Genomic DNA, 19,805 nt, shown 5'->3' on the forward strand with positions numbered 1-19,805 from the left:
GCCGCTTGACCTACCTGCAACCGGCGCTTAGAGCGCCCGGAGGTTGGCAGCGGAAGTCTTGCCCTTACGCGGATCGCGCTGAAGCTCGTAGCTCACCTTCTGGCCTTCGTTCAGACCACGCAGGCCAGCCTGCTCCACAGCGGAAATGTGAACGAACACATCGGCCGAGCCGTCTTCCGGCTGGATGAAGCCATAACCCTTGGTTCCATTGAACCACTTAACCGTACCAACAGACATCGTACTTCCTCCCCTCTTGGGTATTTCCCGCCACCAGGAGTCGTATTAGGTGGGGCGGGTGTCTCAATTCAGTATCAACGTCACGCACGGGACACCGGCAAATCCGGTTTATACCCAGAGGTAAAATCGATGTCACACAAAGTGAGGGCTCCTTTCGTTCCGTTCAAGTAGAATTTGCGGAATCCCCCTTTCACACGGCATCTGAGCCCAAATTCGTCACGGAATTACCAGCGTTAACTGCGGGTAATCTCATCAAGTGGCACAGGCACCAGCCGAAACTGATTCTGATTTCGATTCTCATTCCCATTTGCAACAACGCCGCGCGCTTATTAAACTGGCGCCCATGTCTTCCCTGACGACCCTTCTGCGCCACACCGCATCCGAGGCGACTCTGCCTGCGGCCTTGCCCGTGTTGGCCCTTGCGGAGAACCGGCTCCAGACAGTTACGTCGAGCATGAGCAGGACGCGCCCGGCAGCCGTCTGGTCGCTCTTTGGTCATGTGGTACTGGTTGCTGGCCTTCTGAGTCTGGGAGGGATCGGCCTGCCCCTTGAGCAATCTGCGCCAGCCATCAGCGCCACCATCGTCCAGCTACCGATAGACCATCCGCCGATCGATGGCCCGATGCCCGCCAACCATCCCCCGATTACTCGCGCTGTAGCGTTGAAGCCGACCGCCCCACCTGCAATGACCGCACCAGCCCCGCCACTGGCTCCCGCAGCACCATTACCCAAACCAGCCGAGACGACAGAAGTAGATATACCCCTGCCGGATGTTCCTCCGCCGCCGGATCTCGCCGCGCTCATGCCTCCACCCCCCCCTGCTGCGGTGGTCGAGGAACCGGCCCCCTTGCCGCCCCCACCACCTGCGCCGAAGCCGGTAGTAAAGGCAGCTCCGCCACCGCCGAAGCCGGCCCCGAAGCCTGCTACCCACCCCCAGCCTGCCGCTGTCGCTAAACCCGAGGCAATGCCTTTGACGACAGCTACGCCACCAACAGTTACCACCCAGGGAACATCCGCCGCACCGAGCCCGGCCGCCTCGAGCGTCTCGGCGCAAACATCCCCGATAGAGAGCTCCGCTCCAAAGACGGCATCTGCCCCCCCTTCAGCAGCAGCATCCCTAAGCCCGCCGGTTATCACCCAGGCGGATTATCTGGTGAGGCCGGTACTGAGATACCATCGACTTGCCCAAAAGATGGATCAGCAGGGCACCGTCATGATCTCTGCGGATGTTGACGAGAATGGCAAAGTAATATCGGCGAAAATTTTAAAATCCAGCGGCTTCCAATTGTTGGACCAGGCCGCCGAAGTCTATGCCGGCGGCGTCGTTTTTGTTCCACATATGGTCAATGGTCGAGCCGTTCGTCATACAGTCCATTTCCCTGTCGTCTATCTGCTTAAATAGATTAAGTGACAAACCTGTAAGCAAAGGGTTGCGAATGGATCGCAACGTCGGTATGGTCCTCGCACCCGATATTGATAACGACTCTCATTATCATGATGAACGACCCTGCAGAACACCAACCGCCCCTCCCCGCCTCACCGGCTGGGAGCGACGCGCCTGTCTGGCGCAGCAAGGAACTGCTGAAAGGGTCCCGCGAGATCCTGATCAGTCACGACGATGAGACCTACCGCCTGCGCTTGACCCGAAATGGCAAGCTGATCTTGACGAAATAATCGTCGACCACTCGAACCGGCCAGCCAGCCTTCCCCGCTCGACGGTGGATTTGCCAGCCAGCGCTTGGTGCCCCGCAAGGGGTTTTCCTGCTGAGAAGAGCAAAGAACACCATGTCCACTGTTTCCCTTCGAGGGCTTCTGCTGTCCACCGCTTCCGTCGCGTTGATCGCCGGCGGCGCCACTGCCCAGCAGCCAGCCGCTTCCGTCCCGACCCAACTCGACGCCATCACCGTCACCGCCGACCGTGAAGCAAAGCCCGTCGGTGAAACCACCGGCGTGGTGGACATCATCGATGGCGACGAGATCGAGAAGCGTGGCGTTCAGCGCCTGCAGGATCTCCCCCGCTATGAGCCGGGTGTGACCGTCACCAATTCGACCCTGCGCTCGGGCGCAGGCGGTTTTGCGATCCGCGGCATCACCAACAACCGTATCCTGATGCAGGTTGACGGCACCCGTCTTCCGGAAACTCCCGCTTCGGCCTCGCCCTCGGCAGGTTACAGCCGCGATGTCGTCGATCTGGATTCGCTGAAGCAGGTCGAAATCCTGCGCGGCCCGGCCTCGGCCCTTTACGGTTCGGACGCCCTGGGCGGCGTCGTGTCCTATGTGACGAAGGATCCCGAGGACTACCTTACCGATCCGAACAAGAACATCTTCGCCTCGCTCAAGACCGCCTACAGCAGCATGGACAGCAGCTTCAGCGAAACCGGCACCTTTGCCGCTCGCTCGGGCAACTTCTCCGGTCTGGCGCTCTATACCCGCCGCGATGGCGAAGAGCTGAACACGCCGGGCAAGGACTATAATGGCGTCGGTGCTGCCAACAACGGCCGTGGCCTTGCCACGCGCAACCCGCAGGATTACGGCGGCAACAACTTCCTGGGCAAAGGCGTCTGGGACAATGGCACCGACCGGATCGCGCTGACGGGCGAATATTTCACCCGCAACACCGATACCGATCTGCGCTCGGACATCACCGCCCCGACCCCGGCGTTGACCATGCTCGACTCGCAATCCGAGGATAAGGCCAAGCGCTATCGTCTGTCGCTCGGCCATACCCACACCGGCGAGCTGCTGTTCCTCGATAAGCTGGATTGGAAGGTCTATTACACCAACTTCGAGCGCACCGAGCATCGCACCCAGCTGCGCGACCAGGGCGCCGATAACTTCCTGCGCACCGCCCATAATTCGTCGGAACAGAACATCATTGGCGGCGAAATTTTCGGCCAGACCAAGTTCGATGCCTTCAATCAGGTTCTGACCTATGGCGTGAACGCCGACTTCACGAAGACCGAGCGTCTGCGCGACGCCACCTCGCTGAACCTCACTACCGGCGTCGTGAGCAATGTCGTGGCAGGCGAAGCTTATCCGAACCGCACCTTCCCGAATACTGAGACCCTGAAGGTCGGCAGCTTCTTCCAGTATGAAGGCAAGTTCGGTCCGGTGACGGTTGTTCCCGGCGTCCGCGCCGACTATTACAACATGAATCCGAAGATCGACGCCGAATTCCAGGCGTCGAACCCGCCCAGCAATCCAAAGACGGTCAGCGAGCTGGCCGTTTCGCCGAAGCTGGGCGCTACTGTCGACCTCACCGATCAGTTCTCGCTGTTCGGTCAGTACGCCCACGGCTTCCGCGCACCGCCCTATGACGATGCCGCCCTGTCGTTCACCAACCCGACCATGGGTTATATGGTCATCCCGAACAACGACCTCAAGCCGGAAACCAGCGACGGCGTCGAAGTCGGCTTCCGTGGCAAGTTCAACAACGGCTCCAGCTTCCAGGTGTCGAGCTTCTATAACCGCTATAAGAACTTCATCTCGCAGGAGTTCGTCGGTATCGATGCCGGTAGCGGTCTGCAGACCTTCCAGTCGCAAAACCTCAGCAAGGTCGTCATCTACGGCGCCGAAGCCAAGGGTGACTGGCGCTTCCTGCCGAGCTGGGCGCTGCAGGGCGGCGCTGCCTGGGCGATGGGCTTCGACAAGGAAACCGATACGCGCCTCGACTCGGTCGCGCCGGTTACCCTTACCTCGGCCCTCAGCTATAATTCTGCTGACGAGCTGTGGGGCGCGCAGATTGCTGCCACCCACGTGCGCGGCATGAAGCATGCCGACGGCGTTGCCAACTTCTTCGGCGGCACCGATCCGGGCTTCCAGGCCAAGTCCTACACGACCGTCGATCTGGCGGCCTACTATAACCCGTTCGAGTTCCTGACCCTGACGGCTGCCGTCAACAATCTGTTCGACGAGAAATACTATAACTACATCAACGTGAACGGCCTTGCTGACAGCTCGACCGTGAAGGACCGCTTCCTGGAAGCCGGCCGTTCGGTCACCGTCAGCGCCACGGTGAAGTGGTAACCACCAAAACATAGGAGGATAGGCGAATAGTTCTTAGTCGCGAGCGACGGACCGCCTATACTCGATATGCACAGGAAAGTCAGACGGCTCGCGCCGCCTGACTTTCTCCATGAGGAGAGAAGAGACCCATGACACCGCTCGATCACGCCGCAGACCAACCGTTGGCCGTCCGCTTTCAGGCCCTGATGGCCGCCGAGCCGAACCTGCGCCGCCGCGATGCTGCCACCAAGCTGGGGGCTTCCGAAGCCGCCCTGATCGCAGCCCCGCTTCCCGGCCAGGACACGACCCGTCTCAAGACCGATTGGTCGGCGCTGTTTTCTGCCTTCCCGACCCTGGGTGAGGTGATGTGCCTGACGCGCAACGAGCATTGCGTGCATGAAAAGACCGGCCCGTTCGAGCGCGTCGAAGTCGGTCCCCATGTCGGCCTGGTGCTGGGCGAGCAGATCGATCTGCGTGTGTTCCCCTCGGCCTGGAAATTCGGTTTTGCCGTCGAGCAGGAAACCGAGCGTGGCCCGCAGCGCAGCTTGCAGTTCTTCGATGGTGCCGGTGGCGCGCTGTTCAAGCTCTACGCAAAGCCCGCGACCAATCTGGATGCCTGGGCGGCCCTGATCGAGAATTTCAAGGATGCTGACGCTGGCGAGCCCGTCTTCGGTGCTCTGCCCGCCCCAGCTGCGGCCAAGCCCGACAGCGAGATCGATGTCGACGGCTTCCGCGCTGCCTGGGATGGCATGAAGGACACCCACGAATTCTTCGGCATGCTGAAGAAGTTCGGCGTCGAGCGTGTGCAGGCCCTGCGTCTTGCCGGTCTGGAGCGCGCCCGTCCGGTGGCCCTGGATTCGATCAAGACCATCCTGCAGCAGTCGGCCGACAGCGGTCAGTCGATCATGGTGTTTGTCGGCAATAACGGCATGATCCAGATCCACACCGGCCCGGTGCATAAGCTGGTCGAGATGGGCCCCTGGTACAATGTGCTGGACCCGGACTTCAATCTGCACCTGCTGACCGGCGGCATCGACAGCGCCTGGGCCGTCCGCAAGCCGACCAGCGATGGCGATGTCACCTCGCTCGAACTGTTCGACGCCAAGGGTGGCACCATCGCCATGCTGTTCGGCGCCCGTAAGCCGGGCAAGCCGGAAGACACCTCTTGGCGCGCCCTCGTCACCGCTCTCCCCACGGTCGCAAACTGATGCGTCTTGGCAAGCTTGCAGCGCTGGCCCTGGCCGGAACCGTTTTTGCGGTTCCGGCTTTCGCCCAGCGCGTGATTTCGCTGGGTGGCGGCGTGACCGAGATGGTCTACGCCCTCGGCGCTGGCGACAAACTGATCGCTGCCGATTCGACCTCGACATTCCCGGATGCCGCCAATTCGGTGCCGAAACTTGGCTACGTCCGCACGCTGGGGGCCGAAGGGGTTCTGTCGCTGACGCCGGATATCATCCTGGCGGGCGCGGAAGCCGGGCCGCCGGATGTCCTGCAAAAGCTCGCCGCATCGGGCATCAAGCTGGTGCGTATACCGGAAGCACTGGATATCGATCAGGTTCCCGCCAACATCAGGATCGTTGCCGATGCATTGGGCGTGGCCGACAAGGGCAAGATCGTCAGCGACCAGGTATCCCAGGATATCGGCGCCCTGAAGGAAATGCTGAAGGGCGCTCCGAAGACCAAGGCGCTATTCATCCTGTCCGCCGGACGCGGCACGCCGATGGCTGCGGGCACGCACACGATTGCCGACACCATCATCCGCATGGCCGGGGGCGAGAACGTCAATTCCGCGATCACGGGATACAAGCCGGTCTCGGCCGAGGCGGTCCTTGGCTTCGATCCCGCCGTCATCGTGACCGGCAGCCATGTGGCCGACGCCCTGGGCGGTGCAGCCGGTATTGCCAAGCTGCCCGAGCTAAGCGGCACAGCGGCGGCCAAGAACGGCCGGATCGCCGTACTGGACAGTCTGTATCTCCTGGGACTTGGCCCAAGGACCGCGCACGCGGTTCATGATCTCGCCATCGCCTTCGGGACGCCTCTTCCTGCCCTTCCGGATCGTCCATGGCTGTCGCCGAACTGAAAGCGCCCAGCCGCCTTTTGACATTGAACCGGCGGCAGCTTGCCACCGGTTTTCTTGTGGTCCTGATCCTGTTGGTCGGACTTGCCTCGCTCGCCATCGGCGCAACCCAGGTTCCCCTGGAACGGGTGATTGCCACCCTGCTTGGCACGGGTGAAGCCCGCGATGATCTCGTCGTGTTGACCCTGCGCCTGCCACGCATCGTGGCTGCCCTGTTCGTCGGGGCGGGCATGGGTATCGCTGGAGCCGCGATGCAGGGGCTCTATCGCAATCCGCTGGCGGATCCTGGCCTGATCGGCGTGTCCTCGGGTGCAGCGCTGGGGGCAATCGCCACCATCGTGCTCGGCGCCAAATACATGCAGTACTTCGGCGTCTGGGCTGTCCCGTTCGGTGCGATCCTCGGGGCTTTGGCAGCAACCTTCCTGACCCAAGCCATCGGCGCCGTGCGTCGGGGCGAAGGCCGTACCGCGAGCCTGTTGCTGGGCGGCATCGCCATCAATGCGCTGGTCGGCGTCGTGATCGGCATCCTGACCTTCATCGCCGATGACCGTCAGTTGCGCGACCTCACCTTCTGGACGATGGGCAATGTCGGCCGGGCGGACTGGAGCGGCATCGGCATTGTGATCGGCGCCTTGAGCATCGGCTCCTTTGTCATCATCCGTCAGGCCCGTGCGCTCGACGCCATAGCGCTGGGGGAATCCGGCGCCCGTCATTTGGGCGTCGATATCTCCGGCATGCGGAACCGCATCATCCTGGCTACCGCCCTGATGGTCGGAACGGCGACGGCTTTCTGCGGCATGATCGGCTTCGTGGGCATCGTCGTGCCGCATCTCGTCCGCATGACGCTGGGTCCCGGCCACCGCCATCTGCTGCCGTTGTCGGCCCTGGGCGGTGCGCTGCTACTGCTGACGGCCGATCTGGCCGGGCGCAATATCGCAGCTCCCCTGGAGCTGCCGGTCGGCCTGATGACCGGCGCCATCGGCGCGCCCTTCTTCCTCTGGCTTCTGACCCGGAGACAGCCCTCATGATCGCGGTAACCGACCTGATGCTGTCCGTTGGCGGGCGACCGCTGCTGGTCGACATCAATGCCGAGTTCCGCTCGGGCGAGCTGACGGCGATCCTGGGTCCGAACGGTGCCGGGAAATCCACCCTTCTGACGGCTGTCGCGGGCGACCGCACACCCGATAAGGGCCGCATCTCCTGGCACGGTCAGGATCTGTACCGGCTTTCCAGCAAGACGCTGGCCCGGCGACGCGCGGTCATGGAGCAGGCCGTCTCGCTCATCTTCCCGTTCCAGGTGCATGAGGTCATCGAGCTTGGTCTGCTGCCCTGGGATGGCAAGCCGCCGCAGGATATCCGGGAAGATCTACGTCACCGACTGGCACTCGACTCGCTCTGGCAACGTGCTTATCCCGAACTTTCCGGCGGCGAGCGGCAGCGGGTGCAGCTTGCCCGCGCCCTGACCCAACTGGCCGGTCAGACGGATGGCAGCGCCCTGCTGCTGGACGAGCCGACCTCCGCTCTCGACCCCCGCCATGCCCATGCGGTGCTGGCGGAGGCGAAAGCGGTGGCAAAGGGCGGCACTATCGTTATCGCCGTCCTGCATGACATCGATCTGGCGCTGACCTATGCCGACCGCGCGATCCTGCTGAAAAACGGGCGGATCATCTTCTCCGGTCCGGTAGCGGAGATTGATGCCGGCGCGCTGAGCGAAACCTACGATATGCCGTTCGAGATGCTGACCGGGGCGAACGGCCGCCGGATCGCCGTGGCTGTTCCGGCAGCATAGATAAGGTTACTCGGGGATAAGGTTACTCGGGCAGCGGAATGAATTCCGTCTCGCCCGGGACCTTCTCGAAACTCCCGGCTTTCCAATCAGCCTTGGCCTGTTCGATACGCTCGGGGCTGGCGGCGACAAAATTCCACCAGATCGTGCGCGGACCGTCCAGCGGCTCACCGCCGAGGATCACGACCTTCGCACCGGCTTCTGACGCCAGAATCGCGGAAGCGGTCAGAACCGCCATCTGCCCCTCGACCAGCGGTGTGCCATCGACCGTCGCGGTGCCGGAAACGATATAGACTGCCAGTTCAGCCGCAGTCGGCAGATCGACGCTCGCACCAGCAGCCAGATCGCCGATCAGGTAAACGGTCTCGCTGAAAACCTTGACCGGTGAGGTCGCGCCATAGGCACTGCCAGCGATCAGCGAAAGGCGCGCACCGCCCTTCTCGATAACGGGAATAGTGGCTGCCGGATGGTGATGGAAGTCCGGCGCGACCTCCGCAAACTCCTGGGGCAGCGCTACCCAGCTCTGCATGCCATAAAGCGGATGTCCGGCGGCCCGCTCGACCTCCGGGCTGCGTTCCGAATGGGTGACGCCGCTACCGGCGGTCATCCAATTGACGTCGCCTGGCCGGATGGTCTGAACCGCGCCTGTGCTGTCGCGATGGACCTGCGCCCCTTCGAAGAGATAGGTCACGGTCGCAAGGCCGATATGGGGATGCGGGCGCACATCGATACCCTTGCCCGGTTCGAACTGCACGGGACCGATATGATCCAGGAAGACAAACGGCCCGACGGCGCGGCGTTTGGCGAACGGCAGCACCCGGCGCACGTTGAACCCATCCCCTAAGTCACGGATACGGGCGTCGAAAATAAGATCAATGGCGGTCATGGTTCATCCCTTGGAAGCGGCAGCAGGAGCATAGCCGGGGGAGGCATCTTAGGGAAATAACCAGTATCGAGGAGGCAACGCCCGTGTCTCGGGCGTCAGCAACGGGTTATCGATGGCCAGAATTTCCCGCTTTTCAAGCTGGAGCGCCTGCACGATGCCCCCGGTATAGGGGTGCGTCTCGAAATAGGCCATGAAGCTGCCGTCGTCATAGGCGGCCTCCAATCCTCGCTCAATGGCCGACGCCAGGGCTTCATCTGCGCGGTTCGTGAAGAAGAAGCTGCAGAAGCGATAGGAGATCGCAAAACGCGGATCGATGGCGAACTGCCGACCCAGGCGCTGCTGCGCATCGATCTCCGAGCGGATTTCAAAGGCTGCCCGCGGTAAGGCCCCGACCCTTCCGCGCTCCAGCATGGGAAATAGCTGGTCGTAGGAGGTTTCGACAACCTTGAAACCGGCTGACTCCAAAATCTGCACATCCGGCCATCCGACGCCCTGCCCCATGACGAAGGAGCGCAGGAAGTGCGCCGAAGGCAGTTCCGCGATCTGTCGCAGGCTATCAGGCCGCACCATCATCAGGCGCAGGCCCAGCAGCCCCCGGTCCAGGGGGATCCGGATCGGACGCAGTTGCCGTTCGCGCTCCGGTGAGGTGCCGACCCAGATGACGCGCAAGCCGCGCCCCATCGCCAGTTCTTCGACCGCGCGGGACTGCTCCAGCACCATATCAGCCTGCACAAAGTCCGCTTCGACCTGCGCCTTTTCCAGCGCGAGCTTCAGAAGCCCCAGCGAATAGGCATGGCGCGGATTTCGGGCATCGTTCGAGGAGCGGGCGAATGTCACAAGTTCCCGCGCGTCGGCGGGCACGATCCAACCCGCCAAGGTAAGCAGAACCATGAAGCGTATTACCAGCCCCGACATGCAACCAGATTATGTCAGTAGGCAGGCGAACAAAAGAGAGAGTCTGCGTAAGACAAGCCTACGCAGACGTCTCCAAGCGCGTTGAGTTCTTAACGGCGGATACCGGTGCCGTCGATCAGCAGAACTTGCGTACGGGCGCCATCGATACCGAAATCATTGTCGTTGATGATCATCAGTCGACCGTCACCCGCCAGGGCAACGCCTTCCAGCTTCACCGGAGCTTCCGGCACCTTGGAGGTATCCAGGCGCAGGGTCTTGGCCAGCAGCTGGACCGCGCCGGTTTCGGCGGAGGTCAGCTCCAGGCTGGGCGTCGTCGCCGCGTCATCCCACTTGCTGCCCCAGATATTGGCTGCATCGGTCAGGGTGACCTCATAGAGGCGGGTCGTCACTTCGGTCCGTTCCAGCACAACCAGACGGTCGGTGCCAATGGCGGTGAGTTCGCTGATACGGACGGTGCTGTTGGCCGGGCTCTTTTCACCCGGATACGTCGCGACCGGATCCATGGCGTAGGTATATTCGCCAACGATCTTCTTGGTGGCGGCATCCAGCTTATAGAGGCGGCTGTTCACAGCGCCGCTGTAGGCCTTGGCATCCGGGTTCTGCAGCGGGTTCTGCATGATGAAATAGACGAAGGCGCCATCGGGCGACAGGGCCATCGATTCGATGCCGCGGTTAGTGGCGCGGCGGGTCAGCAGCGCAGGCAGGCTGCCGACAGTGTCGTAACCGGCAGCGGCATAGTCCTTCTCGGTCCCGGCCGGGACATGGCGGCGCATAATGCGGCCATCGGCGGCGACTTCGATCATCGACGGGCCGTTTTCATCGCCCAGGATGAAGCTGCCGTCCTTGAGGCGGACGATGCCTTCGATGTCGATGCCGTTCGGATCATGGGTGAGCGGCTTGCCCTGTCCGTCGAGCGCATCTTCGGTCGAGGCTACGGTCAGCGGATTGAGCAGGCCGGAGGTCAGCTTGCCGTCGCGGGTCTTGACCGGGATGGTCTGGGCAAGCGTGAAACTCTTGGTCGCCGGATCGAGATCGATGGCATAGATCGACGGCGTATAGGCGGGCAGCGGATAGACACGGCCCTTCGGGGCAGCGGCGCAGATCGCCTCCGGCTTCACGCCCAGGGTCTTCTCGGCATCCGAGCAGGCAATGTTCGGGCCGCGGTCGCCGACGGTCCAGAAGCGGAAGGGTGCATCATCTGCCCCATGCCAGGCACCGCTGCCGATTCCGATGGAGAGCGCCATCGGCTTTCCGCCCTGACCCGGCGCCGTATAGTCGCCCATGGAGAGGCTGGCGGGATTGGCGGCTTCGAAAACGGTGACACTCTGGGCCAGGGCCGGGAAAGCGGCGGCGGCCAGCAGGCAGGCAGTTAAGGCGATGCGCATCGGATGCTCCGGGAGCGGGAGGTTGAGGAGTTCGCGCCAGACGCTACTCCCCATCCATGACGCTGCCGTTACAAGTGCTTGTCCTCTGGCCGCGCGCTCCCTACCTTAGTTTTGTGTTGATCCCGCCCCCGCCCCCCATGCCCGCTTCGCCGCAGCCGCTGCGTGCCACCCGCTTTCACACCATCGAAGGTCTAGGCGCGATCTCCGCTGCCGATTGGGACGGCATCGCGGGTGCCGACAATCCGTTCCTGAGCCATGGCTTTCTCTCTGCGCTCGAAGAAAGCGGGTCGGCTGCCCCACGCTCCGGCTGGTTGCCGCGCCATCTGATTGCCGAAAGTGCCGATGGCCAACTGGTCGGGGCCGTCCCGCTGTATGTGAAAGGCAACAGCTGGGGCGAATATGTCTTCGACCATAGCTGGGCCGATGCCTTCGAGCGCGCGGGCGGTGCCTATTATCCCAAGCTTCAGTCCGCAATCCCCTTCACCCCCGTGCCCGGTCCTCGACTGCTGACCCATCCCCAGGCAGCGCCCGAGATGCGGCAGGCCCTGGCCGTCGCTTTGGTGGATATCACCCGGCGCCTGGGCGTTTCATCCGTCCATGCGACCTTCGTGACGGACGAGGATCGCCCCGCTTTCGCTGCCGCCGGTTTTGCCGAGCGTTTAGGCTTCCAGTTCCATTGGCACAATCGCGGCTATAACGACTTCGAGGGCTTCCTAGCCGATCTCTCAAGCCGCAAGCGCAAGGCCATCCGCAAGGAACGCCAGTCGGTGGCCGACAGCGGCCTTATCCTGAAAACCCTGGTGGGGGACGAGATCACGGCGGCGCATTGGGATGCGTTTCACCGATTTTACCTCGCCACCATCGACCGCAAATGGGGCAGCGCCTATCTGACCCGCAAGTTCTTCGATCTCATGGCTGCGCGCCTGGGCGACAAAGTCGTCCTGGTCGTGGCCGAGGATCGCGGCAAGCCGGTAGCCGCCGCTCTCAATCTGCTGGGCAGCAACACGCTTTATGGCCGCAACTGGGGCGCCAGCGTCGATGTCCCCTTCCTGCATTTCGAGCTGTGTTATTACCGCGCCCTGGATTTCGCAATCGAGCGCGGCCTCACCCGTGTCGAGGCGGGCGCCCAGGGGGAGCATAAGCTGCAACGCGGCTATCTGCCGCGCCCTACCTACTCCATGCATTGGATTGCAAACGAAGGGTTTCGCGCGGCGGTGGACGATTTCCTTGCCCATGAGCGTCCCCATATCGCTGGGATTATTACGGAAATGGCCGCCGAAGGCCCCTTCCGCCAGCAGCAGGACACTAGACGCGACGATAGGCCGGTGCCATAGTCCAGCCCTGTTGTGGGTCGATATTGGCCCCGACCCGTATTGTTATGACAGCAGCGAGCAAGTCCCCCATGTCCCTCGGCACCCGTCTTTTCACTTGGCTCAAGGGCGAGCAGGTCGGTAGCGACGAATTCGGCAACCGCTACTTCCGTGAAAAGGGCATCGAGGACGTTTCCCGGGCCAAGCGCTGGGTGCTCTACAACGGTTCGCCGGAAGCTTCCAAGGTTCCGGCCCATTGGCACCGCTGGCTGCATAAGACCACCAACGACATTCCGGCTTCAGGCCCCATCGCCGTGAAGCCCTGGCAGAAGCAGCATCAGCCGAACCTGACCGGCACCACGCTGGCCTATCGCCCGCCCGGTCACCAGCTGGCCGGCGGCCGTCGTGACAAGGCGACTGGCGACTACGAACCCTGGCAGCCGAACTGAGCCGCCGGTAGCGACGCACCATGCAACGTCATATCGTCGAGACACTCGTTGGCGCCCTCGTTCTGGCTATTGCCGTCGGCTTTGGCTGGTACGCCTACTCCACGACCGGCCATGGCGCCGGTGCTGGCAGCTATATCCTGAAGGCCCGGTTCGACCGCGTTGACGGCCTGACCAACGGCACCGATGTGCGCGTGTCGGGTATCAAGGTTGGCGCCGTCACCGATGTCGTACTGGATCCGAAGACTTTCTTCGCCTCGGTCGAAATCGCGATCCAGGACAATGTGAAGCTGCCGATCGACAGCCGCGCGGAAATCCAGACCGAAGGCCTGCTGGGTGGACGCTATCTGAATATCGTCCCCGGCAATGACGACGACATCCTGCCCGACGGCTCCAACATCCGTTACACCCAGGCAGCCGTCGATTTCATGCAGCTGCTGGGGCGTTTCATGTTCTCGTCGAACGAACCCAAGGATGGTGCCAAGTCACCTCCCCCGCCCCCCGGTGGCGCCTATCCCGGCGCGCCTGCCCCGCAATGAGGCTCCTGCCTAACGCCCTGGGCGCTATTGCCGGTCTCTGCCTCATGGCAGCCCCAGCTATGGCACAGCAGCAGGCGGCCAATGCCGTTCTGCAAACCCTCGATAAGATCACGGCTCGAGTCTCGACCCTGACGATCCCGGTCGGCAATAAGGCTTGGTTCGGGACACTTGAGATCTTCGTCGATACCTGCCAGAAGCGCCCGCCCGAAGAAACCCCGGAATCGGCTGCCTTTCTGCGCATCATCGACCATCGCCCGCAGCAGGAACCGGTTTCCGCCTTCAACGGCTGGATGTTCGCCTCCTCCCCCGCCTTACACCCGCTGGAGCATGCCGTCTACGACGTCATCGTCCTGGACTGCAAGTAGGCCATTGAGCGTGGGTTTCGGGAAGAAACTTGCGCTGCAGCTGACAGATTTCAGCAACCCCCATTCCCTAAGCTATCGGTTCCGCGCTCAGCGAATGCTGCGGCTGCTGCAGATCCTGGAAAGAATCGCTGCGGACAAAAGCCAAATCCGCATCCTCGACCTCGGCGGCACTCTAAGATATTGGAGCCTGTTGCCCCCGGACACATTGGAGCGGCTTGATCTCTCAATCACGCTCGTCAACCTGCCCGGTTCGGTCCCCCTCGCATCGCGCCCGCGCTTTCATCTGATCGAGGGGGATGCCTGCAATCTAATAGACCATCCCGATGCCAGCTTCGATCTCGTGCATTCCAATTCAGTGATTGAGCACGTCGGTGACTGGGCCCGCATGCAAGCCTTCGCAGGCGAGGTCCATCGGCTCGCCCCCCACTACTTCATTCAGACACCCGATTGGGCCTTCCCAGTCGAGCCACATTTCATGACACCTTTCTTCCACTGGCTACCGCGAAACGCCCGGATGCAACTGGTGCAGCGGGCCGCCCTCGGGCATATGAGACGAGCCCGGTCAGCGACGGAGGCAGCGCAGATTATCGATGACGCCCGCCTGCTGAGTTACCGGCAGATGAGCATCTTGTTCCCTCATGCGCGGATCGAGCGGGAGCGTTTCCTCGGGTGGCCGAAATCGCTGATCGCAATCCACTAGCCCACCAGCATAAAAAAAGGGGCGGCCCCGGAACCGCCCCTTCCATTACCTGAACTCTGGCAATTTTACTTGTTCTTCGCGACCCAGGCTTCGAACTTCGCCAGGAAGCCCGAGAGGAAGTCCTTCACCGACGCGTCGGTGACATCATTGTTCGCGTCGAACAGGCCCGGCGTCACGGTGATATAGGCTTCCGGTTGGCCCATGACCTTCATGTCCAGGAAGCCGAAGGCGCCGCGCAGATGGGCCTGGGCGACCGCCGTGCCGATCTTGCCGATGGAGGCGCCGATCAGCGCGCCGGTCTTGCCCAGGATCGGGCCCTGACCATAGGGACGCGAGCCCCATTCGATGGCATTGGCCAGCACGCCCGGCACCGAGCGGTTATATTCCGGCGTGACGATCAGCACGGCATCGGCGGCAGCGACGTCCTGGCGGAACTTCACGGCGGCGGCAGGCGGGTTGCCGCTGTCGATATCCTGGTTATAGAACGGCAGTTCTTCGATCTTCAGGATCTGGAAATCGAACTTCCCTGCGCCCAGCTTACCCAGCGCCTTTGCCAGCTGCTGATTGATGCTGTCCTTGCGGAAGCTGCCGACCAAGACCGCGACTTTGATTGCCATCTGTTTCTGACCCTTAAGCTGAATTGGCACTAAATTAGTTACGCTTAACTAGTTTGAACCGGCGACCCTGTCAACGCTTGAAGGCTTGCGCCGCTGCAAGCTATTGCCGCATCGGCGCAAGCCCTAAAGAAAACGGGCCGGAGGATCGCTCCCCCGGCCCGCATCCAGTCACAGCAAATCAGCCGTTAAGCCGATTCGCGCTCATCCGAGAGAGCGCCTGCGGTCGCATCGCCTTCGGTGCCCAGCACGGCCTTGTCGCGGTCGGCGGCAACGCGGCGGATGCTGTTCATCACGCTGCCGGTACCGGCAGGGATGAGGCGGCCGACGATGACGTTTTCCTTGAGGCCTTCCAGACGATCCCGCTTGCCGGAAACCGCCGCTTCGGTGAGGACGCGGGTGGTTTCCTGGAACGAGGCCGCCGAGATGAAGCTGTCGGTCTGCAGCGACGCCTTGGTGATGCCCTGCAGAACCGGGTGACCGTGGGCCGGGCGCAGACCTTCTGCATCCAGCTTGCGGTTCTCGGCTTCAACTTCCAGCTTCGAGGGCTGTTCGCCGATCAGGAAGGTGCTGTCGCCCGGCTCGTCGATCTCGACCTTCTGCAGCATCTGGCGAACGATCACTTCGATGTGCTTGTCGTTGATCTTCACGCCCTGCAGACGATAGACGTCCTGGATTTCCTTGATCAGGTAGTTGGCCAGCGCCTCGATACCCAGGACACGCAGGATGTCGTGGGGAACCGGATTACCGTCCATCAGCAGATCGCCGCGCTGCACGAAGTCGCCTTCCTGCACCGAGATATGCTTGCCCTTCGGGATCAAGTATTCGACGGCTTCCTTACCTTCCTCGACCGGGACGACCAGGATGCGGCGCTTGGTCTTGTAGTCGCGACCGAATTCCACGCGGCCGTCGGCTTCGCTGATGATCGCGAAATCCTTGGGCTTACGGGCTTCGAAGAGTTCGGCGACGCGCGGCAGACCACCGGTGATGTCGCGAGTCTTCGAGCTTTCGCGCGGGATACGGGCCAGGACGTCACCTGCCTTCACCGGCTGGCCATTCTCGATGGAGAGAATGGCGTCGACCGACATGAAGTAACGGGCTTCAAGACCGTTCGAGAGCTTCAGCACTTCGCCGTCGGCAGCACGCAGGGTGATGCGCGGCTTCAGGTCGTTACCACGGGGCTGCTGGCGCCAGTCGATGACGACGCGGTTCGAGATACCGGTCGCTTCGTCCATGACTTCACGGACCGACACGCCTTCGATCAGGTCGACGTAATGGGCGACGCCATCACGTTCGGTGATGATCGGCAGGGTGTACGGATCCCATTCGGCCAGCTTCTGGCCCTTCTTCACGGGCTTGGATTCGTCGAAGACGATCTTCGCGCCGTAAGGAATGCGGTGACGGGCCTTTTCGCGGTTGGCTTCGTCATGCAGCACCAGTTCGCTGCTACGGCTCATGATCACCGGCTGGCCCTGGCTGTTCACCACGACGTTGCGGTTCACGATGGTGACCTTACCGTCAACCGCCGCTTCGACGTTCGACTGTTCGGCACCACGCTGGACAGCACCACCGATGTGGAACGTACGCATGGTCAGCTGGGTACCCGGCTCACCGATCGACTGAGCGGCGATGACACCGACAGCTTCACCCATGTTGACCTTGGTCCCACGGGCCAGATCGCGGCCGTAGCAGGCGCCGCAGACACCGACGCGCGATTCGCAGGTCAGCACCGAGCGGATGAAGACCTGATCGATACCGGCATTGTCGATGATATCGACCATGTCTTCGTCGATGATCTCCGCGCCCTTGATCAGCAAGGCACCGGTGGTCGGATGCTTGACGTCGCCGACCGCGCAACGGCCGAGGAGACGTTCGGAGAGCGGGGCGATAACTTCACCGCCTTCAACAACCGCACGGACGGTAATGCCCTGCTGGGTACCGCAATCCTCTTCAGTGATGATGCAGTCCTGTGCCACGTCGACCAGACGACGGGTGAGGTACCCCGAGTTCGCGGTCTTCAGAGCAGTATCGGCCAGACCCTTACGCGCACCGTGGGTGGAGTTGAAGTACTCCAGCACGGTCAGGCCTTCTTTGAAGTTCGAGATGATCGGGGTTTCGATGATCTCGCCCGACGGCTTGGCCATCAGACCGCGCATACCGGCCAGCTGCTTAATCTGCGCAGCAGAACCACGAGCACCCGAATGGGCCATCATGTAGACCGAGTTAAGCGTACCCGAGCTGTGGATGGTCTGCATGGTCTTCATCATCGCGTCAGCGACCTGTTCGGTGCACTGCGACCAGACGTCGACGACCTTATTGTACTTTTCACCCTGGGTGATCAGACCATCGAGGTACTGCTGTTCGTACTCTTTGATCTTCTCTTGAGCTTCTGCAACCATCGCGTCCTTTTCGGCCGGGATGATCATGTCGTCCTTGCCGAACGAGATGCCGGCGCGGCAGGCGTGGGCAAAGCCCAGGGCCATCAGGCGATCGGCGAAAATGACGGTCTCTTTCTGACCGCAATGGCGATAGACCACGTCGATGACCGACTGCACATCCTTCTTGGTGAGCAAGCGGTTGATCAGATCAAAGCCGATCAGCTTGTTCTTCGGCAGGATGTCGGCCAGCAGCATGCGGCCGGCAGAGGCCCGGATGTCGGTCGTGATCAGCTTGTCGTCGGAATTGACGGTCTGATAACGCGCCCGGATCGGGGTGTGCAGATGGATGGCCTTGGACTGCAGACCGGCTTCGATTTCACCGAGGTTGCCAAAGAACGGCACACGGAAGAAGGTCAGCGACTTGCGCTTGGCGTCCAGCTTGTCGATCGCCTTGGTGTGATAGACAGCCTTAACGCCTTCCCCTTCACGGGCAATCAGCTTGCCGATGGTCAGGGCGTCGTTCAGCTCATCCGCCGGCACGTCGTCGACAGTCGCGACTTCGGACAGCAGATTGAAGTTTTCCATCGAGAGGTAATAGAGACCAAGGACGATGTCCTGGCTCGGCACGATGATCGGCTTGCCGTTCGCGGGCGAGAGGATGTTGTTGGTCGACATCATCAGCACGCGGGCTTCGAGCTGGGCTTCCAGCGACAGCGGCACGTGGACCGCCATCTGGTCACCGTCGAAGTCGGCGTTGAAGGCGGTGCAGACCAGCGGATGCAGCTGGATGGCCTTGCCTTCGATCAGCACCGGCTCGAACGCCTGGATGCCCAGGCGATGCAGCGTCGGGGCGCGGTTCAGCATGACCGGATGTTCGCGGATAACCTCTTCGAGGATATCCCAGACTTCCGGACGTTCCTTTTCAACCATGCGCTTGGCGGCCTTGATGGTCGAGGCGAGACCATAAAGTTCCAGCTTGGCATAGATGAACGGCTTGAACAGTTCGAGCGCCATCTTCTTGGGCAGGCCGCACTGGTGCAGCTTCAGCTCCGGACCGACGACGATGACCGAACGGCCCGAATAGTCGACGCGCTTACCGAGCAGGTTCTGACGGAAGCGACCCTGCTTGCCCTTCAGCATGTCGGACAGCGACTTCAGCGGACGCTTGTTGGCGCCGGTGATGACGCGGCCGCGGCGGCCGTTGTCGAACAGCGCGTCGACAGCTTCCTGCAGCATGCGCTTTTCGTTACGGACGATGATGTCCGGGGCCTTCAGTTCGATCAGGCGCTTCAGACGGTTGTTGCGGTTGATCACGCGACGATAGAGATCGTTCAGATCCGAGGTCGCGAAACGGCCGCCGTCCAGCGGAACCAGCGGGCGCAGTTCGGGCGGAATGACCGGAACGACTTCCAGGATCATCCATTCCGGACGGGCGCCGCTTTCGTTGAAAGCTTCGACCAGCTTCAGACGCTTCACCAGCTTCTTGCGGCGGGCTTCCGAGGCGGTTTCGCGCAGCTCGACGCGCATCCGCTCCAGCTCGTCCGGCAGATCGATCTGGCCGAGCATGTCGCGAAGGGCTTCAGCGCCGATCTTGGCGGTGAAGTTGTCTTCGCCGTACTCGTCCTGGGCGCGCATATATTCGTCTTCGCTGAGCAGCTGACGCAGCTTCAGCGGGGTGAGGCCCGGCTCGATGACGACATAGGCTTCGAAATAGAGGATCTTTTCCAGATCTTTCAAAGTCATGTCCATCAGCAGGCCGATGCGGCTCGGCAGCGACTTCAGGAACCAGATGTGGGCAACCGGCGAGGCCAGCTCGATATGGCCCATGCGCTCGCGCCGGACCTTCGACAGGGTCACTTCGACGCCGCACTTTTCGCAGATGATGCCGCGATACTTCATGCGCTTGTACTTACCGCACAAGCATTCGTAGTCCTTAATCGGGCCGAAGATGCGGGCGCAGAACAGGCCGTCGCGCTCCGGCTTGAAGGTACGGTAGTTGATGGTCTCCGGCTTCTTCACTTCGCCGAACGACCAGGAGCGGATGCGCTCCGGGCTTGCGATCGCAATCTGGATCTCGTCGAAGCTCTGCGGGCTCGTGACTTGGCCGAAGAGGTTCATCAAATCGTTCATGGGTCTTCTCCTGCCGGGATAACCGGCTAATT

18 protein-coding genes are annotated in these 19,805 nt (G+C 62.0%); 12 read left to right on the forward strand and 6 right to left on the reverse strand.

Annotated elements, in window-relative coordinates; genetic code table 11:
• Positions 1-27: 27 nt before the first annotated feature.
• Positions 28-237, reverse strand: coding sequence for a cold-shock protein (locus ACFSM5_RS01575; protein ID WP_379874464.1), 210 nt, complete (start codon positions 235-237; stop codon positions 28-30).
• A 964-nt stretch (positions 238-1,201) separates the two neighbouring features.
• Here ACFSM5_RS01575 and ACFSM5_RS01580 point away from each other — a divergent pair.
• The 7 genes from ACFSM5_RS01580 (at position 1,202) to ACFSM5_RS01610 (ending at position 8,108) form a co-directional block, all read left to right on the forward strand.
• Complete coding sequence (locus tag ACFSM5_RS01580; RefSeq protein ID WP_379874465.1) at positions 1,202-1,639, forward strand: energy transducer TonB; 438 nt, start codon at positions 1,202-1,204, stop codon at positions 1,637-1,639.
• Positions 1,640-1,734: 95 nt separating this feature from the next.
• Positions 1,735-1,911: a hemin uptake protein HemP gene (gene hemP, locus ACFSM5_RS01585; protein ID WP_379874497.1), complete on the forward strand. Its 177-nt coding sequence runs from the start codon at positions 1,735-1,737 to the stop codon at positions 1,909-1,911.
• Between the two features lie 111 nt (positions 1,912-2,022).
• Positions 2,023-4,263 (forward strand): TonB-dependent hemoglobin/transferrin/lactoferrin family receptor, encoded by a 2,241-nt coding sequence (locus ACFSM5_RS01590; RefSeq protein ID WP_379874466.1) that lies wholly within the window; start codon positions 2,023-2,025, stop codon positions 4,261-4,263.
• 128 nt (positions 4,264-4,391) lie between these two features.
• The gene (locus tag ACFSM5_RS01595; RefSeq protein ID WP_379874467.1) at positions 4,392-5,450 is read left to right on the forward strand and encodes a hemin-degrading factor; all 1,059 of its coding nucleotides are present in this window, start codon (positions 4,392-4,394) and stop codon (positions 5,448-5,450) included.
• Complete coding sequence (locus ACFSM5_RS01600; protein ID WP_379874468.1) at positions 5,450-6,322, forward strand: heme/hemin ABC transporter substrate-binding protein; 873 nt, start codon at positions 5,450-5,452, stop codon at positions 6,320-6,322. The genes ACFSM5_RS01595 and ACFSM5_RS01600 overlap by 1 nt, the downstream gene beginning before the upstream one ends.
• A complete protein-coding gene (locus ACFSM5_RS01605; RefSeq protein WP_379874469.1) occupies positions 6,304-7,347 on the forward strand; it encodes a FecCD family ABC transporter permease in 1,044 nt (347 codons plus the stop codon). The genes ACFSM5_RS01600 and ACFSM5_RS01605 overlap by 19 nt, the downstream gene beginning before the upstream one ends.
• Positions 7,344-8,108 (forward strand): ATP-binding cassette domain-containing protein, encoded by a 765-nt coding sequence (locus tag ACFSM5_RS01610; RefSeq protein ID WP_379874470.1) that lies wholly within the window; start codon positions 7,344-7,346, stop codon positions 8,106-8,108. Before ACFSM5_RS01605 ends, ACFSM5_RS01610 begins: the two co-directional genes overlap by 4 nt.
• Positions 8,109-8,130: 22 nt before the next feature.
• On the opposite strand, the gene ACFSM5_RS01615 is transcribed toward ACFSM5_RS01610, so the two are convergent.
• The 3 genes from ACFSM5_RS01615 to ACFSM5_RS01625 all read right to left on the reverse strand — a co-directional run bounded on the left by ACFSM5_RS01615 (position 8,131) and on the right by ACFSM5_RS01625 (position 11,291).
• Complete coding sequence (locus tag ACFSM5_RS01615) at positions 8,131-8,991, reverse strand: pirin family protein (RefSeq protein ID WP_379874471.1); 861 nt, start codon at positions 8,989-8,991, stop codon at positions 8,131-8,133.
• 48 nt (positions 8,992-9,039) lie between these two features.
• Positions 9,040-9,882 (reverse strand): hypothetical protein, encoded by an 843-nt coding sequence (locus tag ACFSM5_RS01620; protein ID WP_379874472.1) that lies wholly within the window; start codon positions 9,880-9,882, stop codon positions 9,040-9,042.
• Positions 9,883-9,995: 113 nt separating this feature from the next.
• Positions 9,996-11,291 carry an esterase-like activity of phytase family protein gene (locus ACFSM5_RS01625; RefSeq protein ID WP_379874473.1) on the reverse strand — a complete coding sequence of 432 codons (1,296 nt, stop codon included), beginning with the start codon at positions 11,289-11,291 and terminating at the stop codon, positions 9,996-9,998.
• 56 nt (positions 11,292-11,347) lie between these two features.
• Between ACFSM5_RS01625 and ACFSM5_RS01630 the strand changes: the two genes are divergently transcribed.
• From ACFSM5_RS01630 to ACFSM5_RS01650, 5 genes are all read left to right on the forward strand, one after another.
• Positions 11,348-12,625 (forward strand): GNAT family N-acetyltransferase, encoded by a 1,278-nt coding sequence (locus ACFSM5_RS01630; protein WP_417498509.1) that lies wholly within the window; start codon positions 11,348-11,350, stop codon positions 12,623-12,625.
• A gap of 68 nt (positions 12,626-12,693) precedes the next feature.
• Positions 12,694-13,050, forward strand: a complete 357-nt coding sequence (locus ACFSM5_RS01635) for an NADH:ubiquinone oxidoreductase subunit NDUFA12 (protein WP_379874474.1) — start codon at positions 12,694-12,696, stop codon at positions 13,048-13,050.
• A gap of 20 nt (positions 13,051-13,070) precedes the next feature.
• Entirely contained in the window at positions 13,071-13,586 is a 516-nt protein-coding gene (gene mlaD / locus ACFSM5_RS01640; protein WP_379874475.1) for an outer membrane lipid asymmetry maintenance protein MlaD, read from the forward strand.
• Positions 13,583-13,951, forward strand: coding sequence for a DUF2155 domain-containing protein (locus tag ACFSM5_RS01645; RefSeq protein WP_379874476.1), 369 nt, complete (start codon positions 13,583-13,585; stop codon positions 13,949-13,951). Before mlaD ends, ACFSM5_RS01645 begins: the two co-directional genes overlap by 4 nt.
• 94 nt (positions 13,952-14,045) lie before the next feature.
• Complete coding sequence (locus ACFSM5_RS01650; protein WP_379874477.1) at positions 14,046-14,651, forward strand: class I SAM-dependent methyltransferase; 606 nt, start codon at positions 14,046-14,048, stop codon at positions 14,649-14,651.
• Positions 14,652-14,716: 65 nt separating this feature from the next.
• Here ACFSM5_RS01650 and ACFSM5_RS01655 read toward each other — a convergent pair whose 3' ends face one another.
• Positions 14,717-15,268 (reverse strand): NADPH-dependent FMN reductase, encoded by a 552-nt coding sequence (locus tag ACFSM5_RS01655; protein ID WP_379874478.1) that lies wholly within the window; start codon positions 15,266-15,268, stop codon positions 14,717-14,719.
• Between the two features lie 185 nt (positions 15,269-15,453).
• The gene (gene rpoC / locus ACFSM5_RS01660; RefSeq protein ID WP_379874479.1) at positions 15,454-19,773 is read right to left on the reverse strand and encodes a DNA-directed RNA polymerase subunit beta'; all 4,320 of its coding nucleotides are present in this window, start codon (positions 19,771-19,773) and stop codon (positions 15,454-15,456) included.
• Positions 19,774-19,805: the final 32 nt, after the last annotated feature.

The organism is Lacibacterium aquatile (assembly GCF_042683105.1).
Taxonomy (GTDB): Bacteria; Pseudomonadota; Alphaproteobacteria; order Elsterales; family Elsteraceae; genus Lacibacterium; species Lacibacterium aquatile.

Bases quoted from the DNA above. Each gene is read 5' to 3' on its own strand.
- ACFSM5_RS01610 (WP_379874470.1), top strand. From the start codon at position 7,344: ATGATCGCGGTAACCGACCTGATGCTGTCCGTTGGCGGGCGACCGCTG.
- ACFSM5_RS01575 (WP_379874464.1), bottom strand. From the start codon at position 237: ATGTCTGTTGGTACGGTTAAGTGGTTCAATGGAACCAAGGGTTATGGC.
- ACFSM5_RS01645 (WP_379874476.1), top strand. From the start codon at position 13,583: ATGAGGCTCCTGCCTAACGCCCTGGGCGCTATTGCCGGTCTCTGCCTC.
- ACFSM5_RS01650 (WP_379874477.1), top strand. From the start codon at position 14,046: ATGCTGCGGCTGCTGCAGATCCTGGAAAGAATCGCTGCGGACAAAAGC.
- ACFSM5_RS01625 (WP_379874473.1), bottom strand. From the start codon at position 11,291: ATGCGCATCGCCTTAACTGCCTGCCTGCTGGCCGCCGCCGCTTTCCCG.
- ACFSM5_RS01615 (WP_379874471.1), bottom strand. From the start codon at position 8,991: ATGACCGCCATTGATCTTATTTTCGACGCCCGTATCCGTGACTTAGGG.
- rpoC (WP_379874479.1), bottom strand. From the start codon at position 19,773: ATGAACGATTTGATGAACCTCTTCGGCCAAGTCACGAGCCCGCAGAGC.
- ACFSM5_RS01595 (WP_379874467.1), top strand. From the start codon at position 4,392: ATGACACCGCTCGATCACGCCGCAGACCAACCGTTGGCCGTCCGCTTT.
- ACFSM5_RS01600 (WP_379874468.1), top strand. From the start codon at position 5,450: ATGCGTCTTGGCAAGCTTGCAGCGCTGGCCCTGGCCGGAACCGTTTTT.
- ACFSM5_RS01590 (WP_379874466.1), top strand. From the start codon at position 2,023: ATGTCCACTGTTTCCCTTCGAGGGCTTCTGCTGTCCACCGCTTCCGTC.
- ACFSM5_RS01620 (WP_379874472.1), bottom strand. From the start codon at position 9,882: ATGGTTCTGCTTACCTTGGCGGGTTGGATCGTGCCCGCCGACGCGCGG.
- hemP (WP_379874497.1), top strand. From the start codon at position 1,735: ATGAACGACCCTGCAGAACACCAACCGCCCCTCCCCGCCTCACCGGCT.
- ACFSM5_RS01655 (WP_379874478.1), bottom strand. From the start codon at position 15,268: ATGGCAATCAAAGTCGCGGTCTTGGTCGGCAGCTTCCGCAAGGACAGC.
- ACFSM5_RS01630 (WP_417498509.1), top strand. From the start codon at position 11,348: ATGACGCTGCCGTTACAAGTGCTTGTCCTCTGGCCGCGCGCTCCCTAC.
- mlaD (WP_379874475.1), top strand. From the start codon at position 13,071: ATGCAACGTCATATCGTCGAGACACTCGTTGGCGCCCTCGTTCTGGCT.
- ACFSM5_RS01605 (WP_379874469.1), top strand. From the start codon at position 6,304: ATGGCTGTCGCCGAACTGAAAGCGCCCAGCCGCCTTTTGACATTGAAC.
- ACFSM5_RS01635 (WP_379874474.1), top strand. From the start codon at position 12,694: ATGTCCCTCGGCACCCGTCTTTTCACTTGGCTCAAGGGCGAGCAGGTC.
- ACFSM5_RS01580 (WP_379874465.1), top strand. From the start codon at position 1,202: ATGCCTTTGACGACAGCTACGCCACCAACAGTTACCACCCAGGGAACA.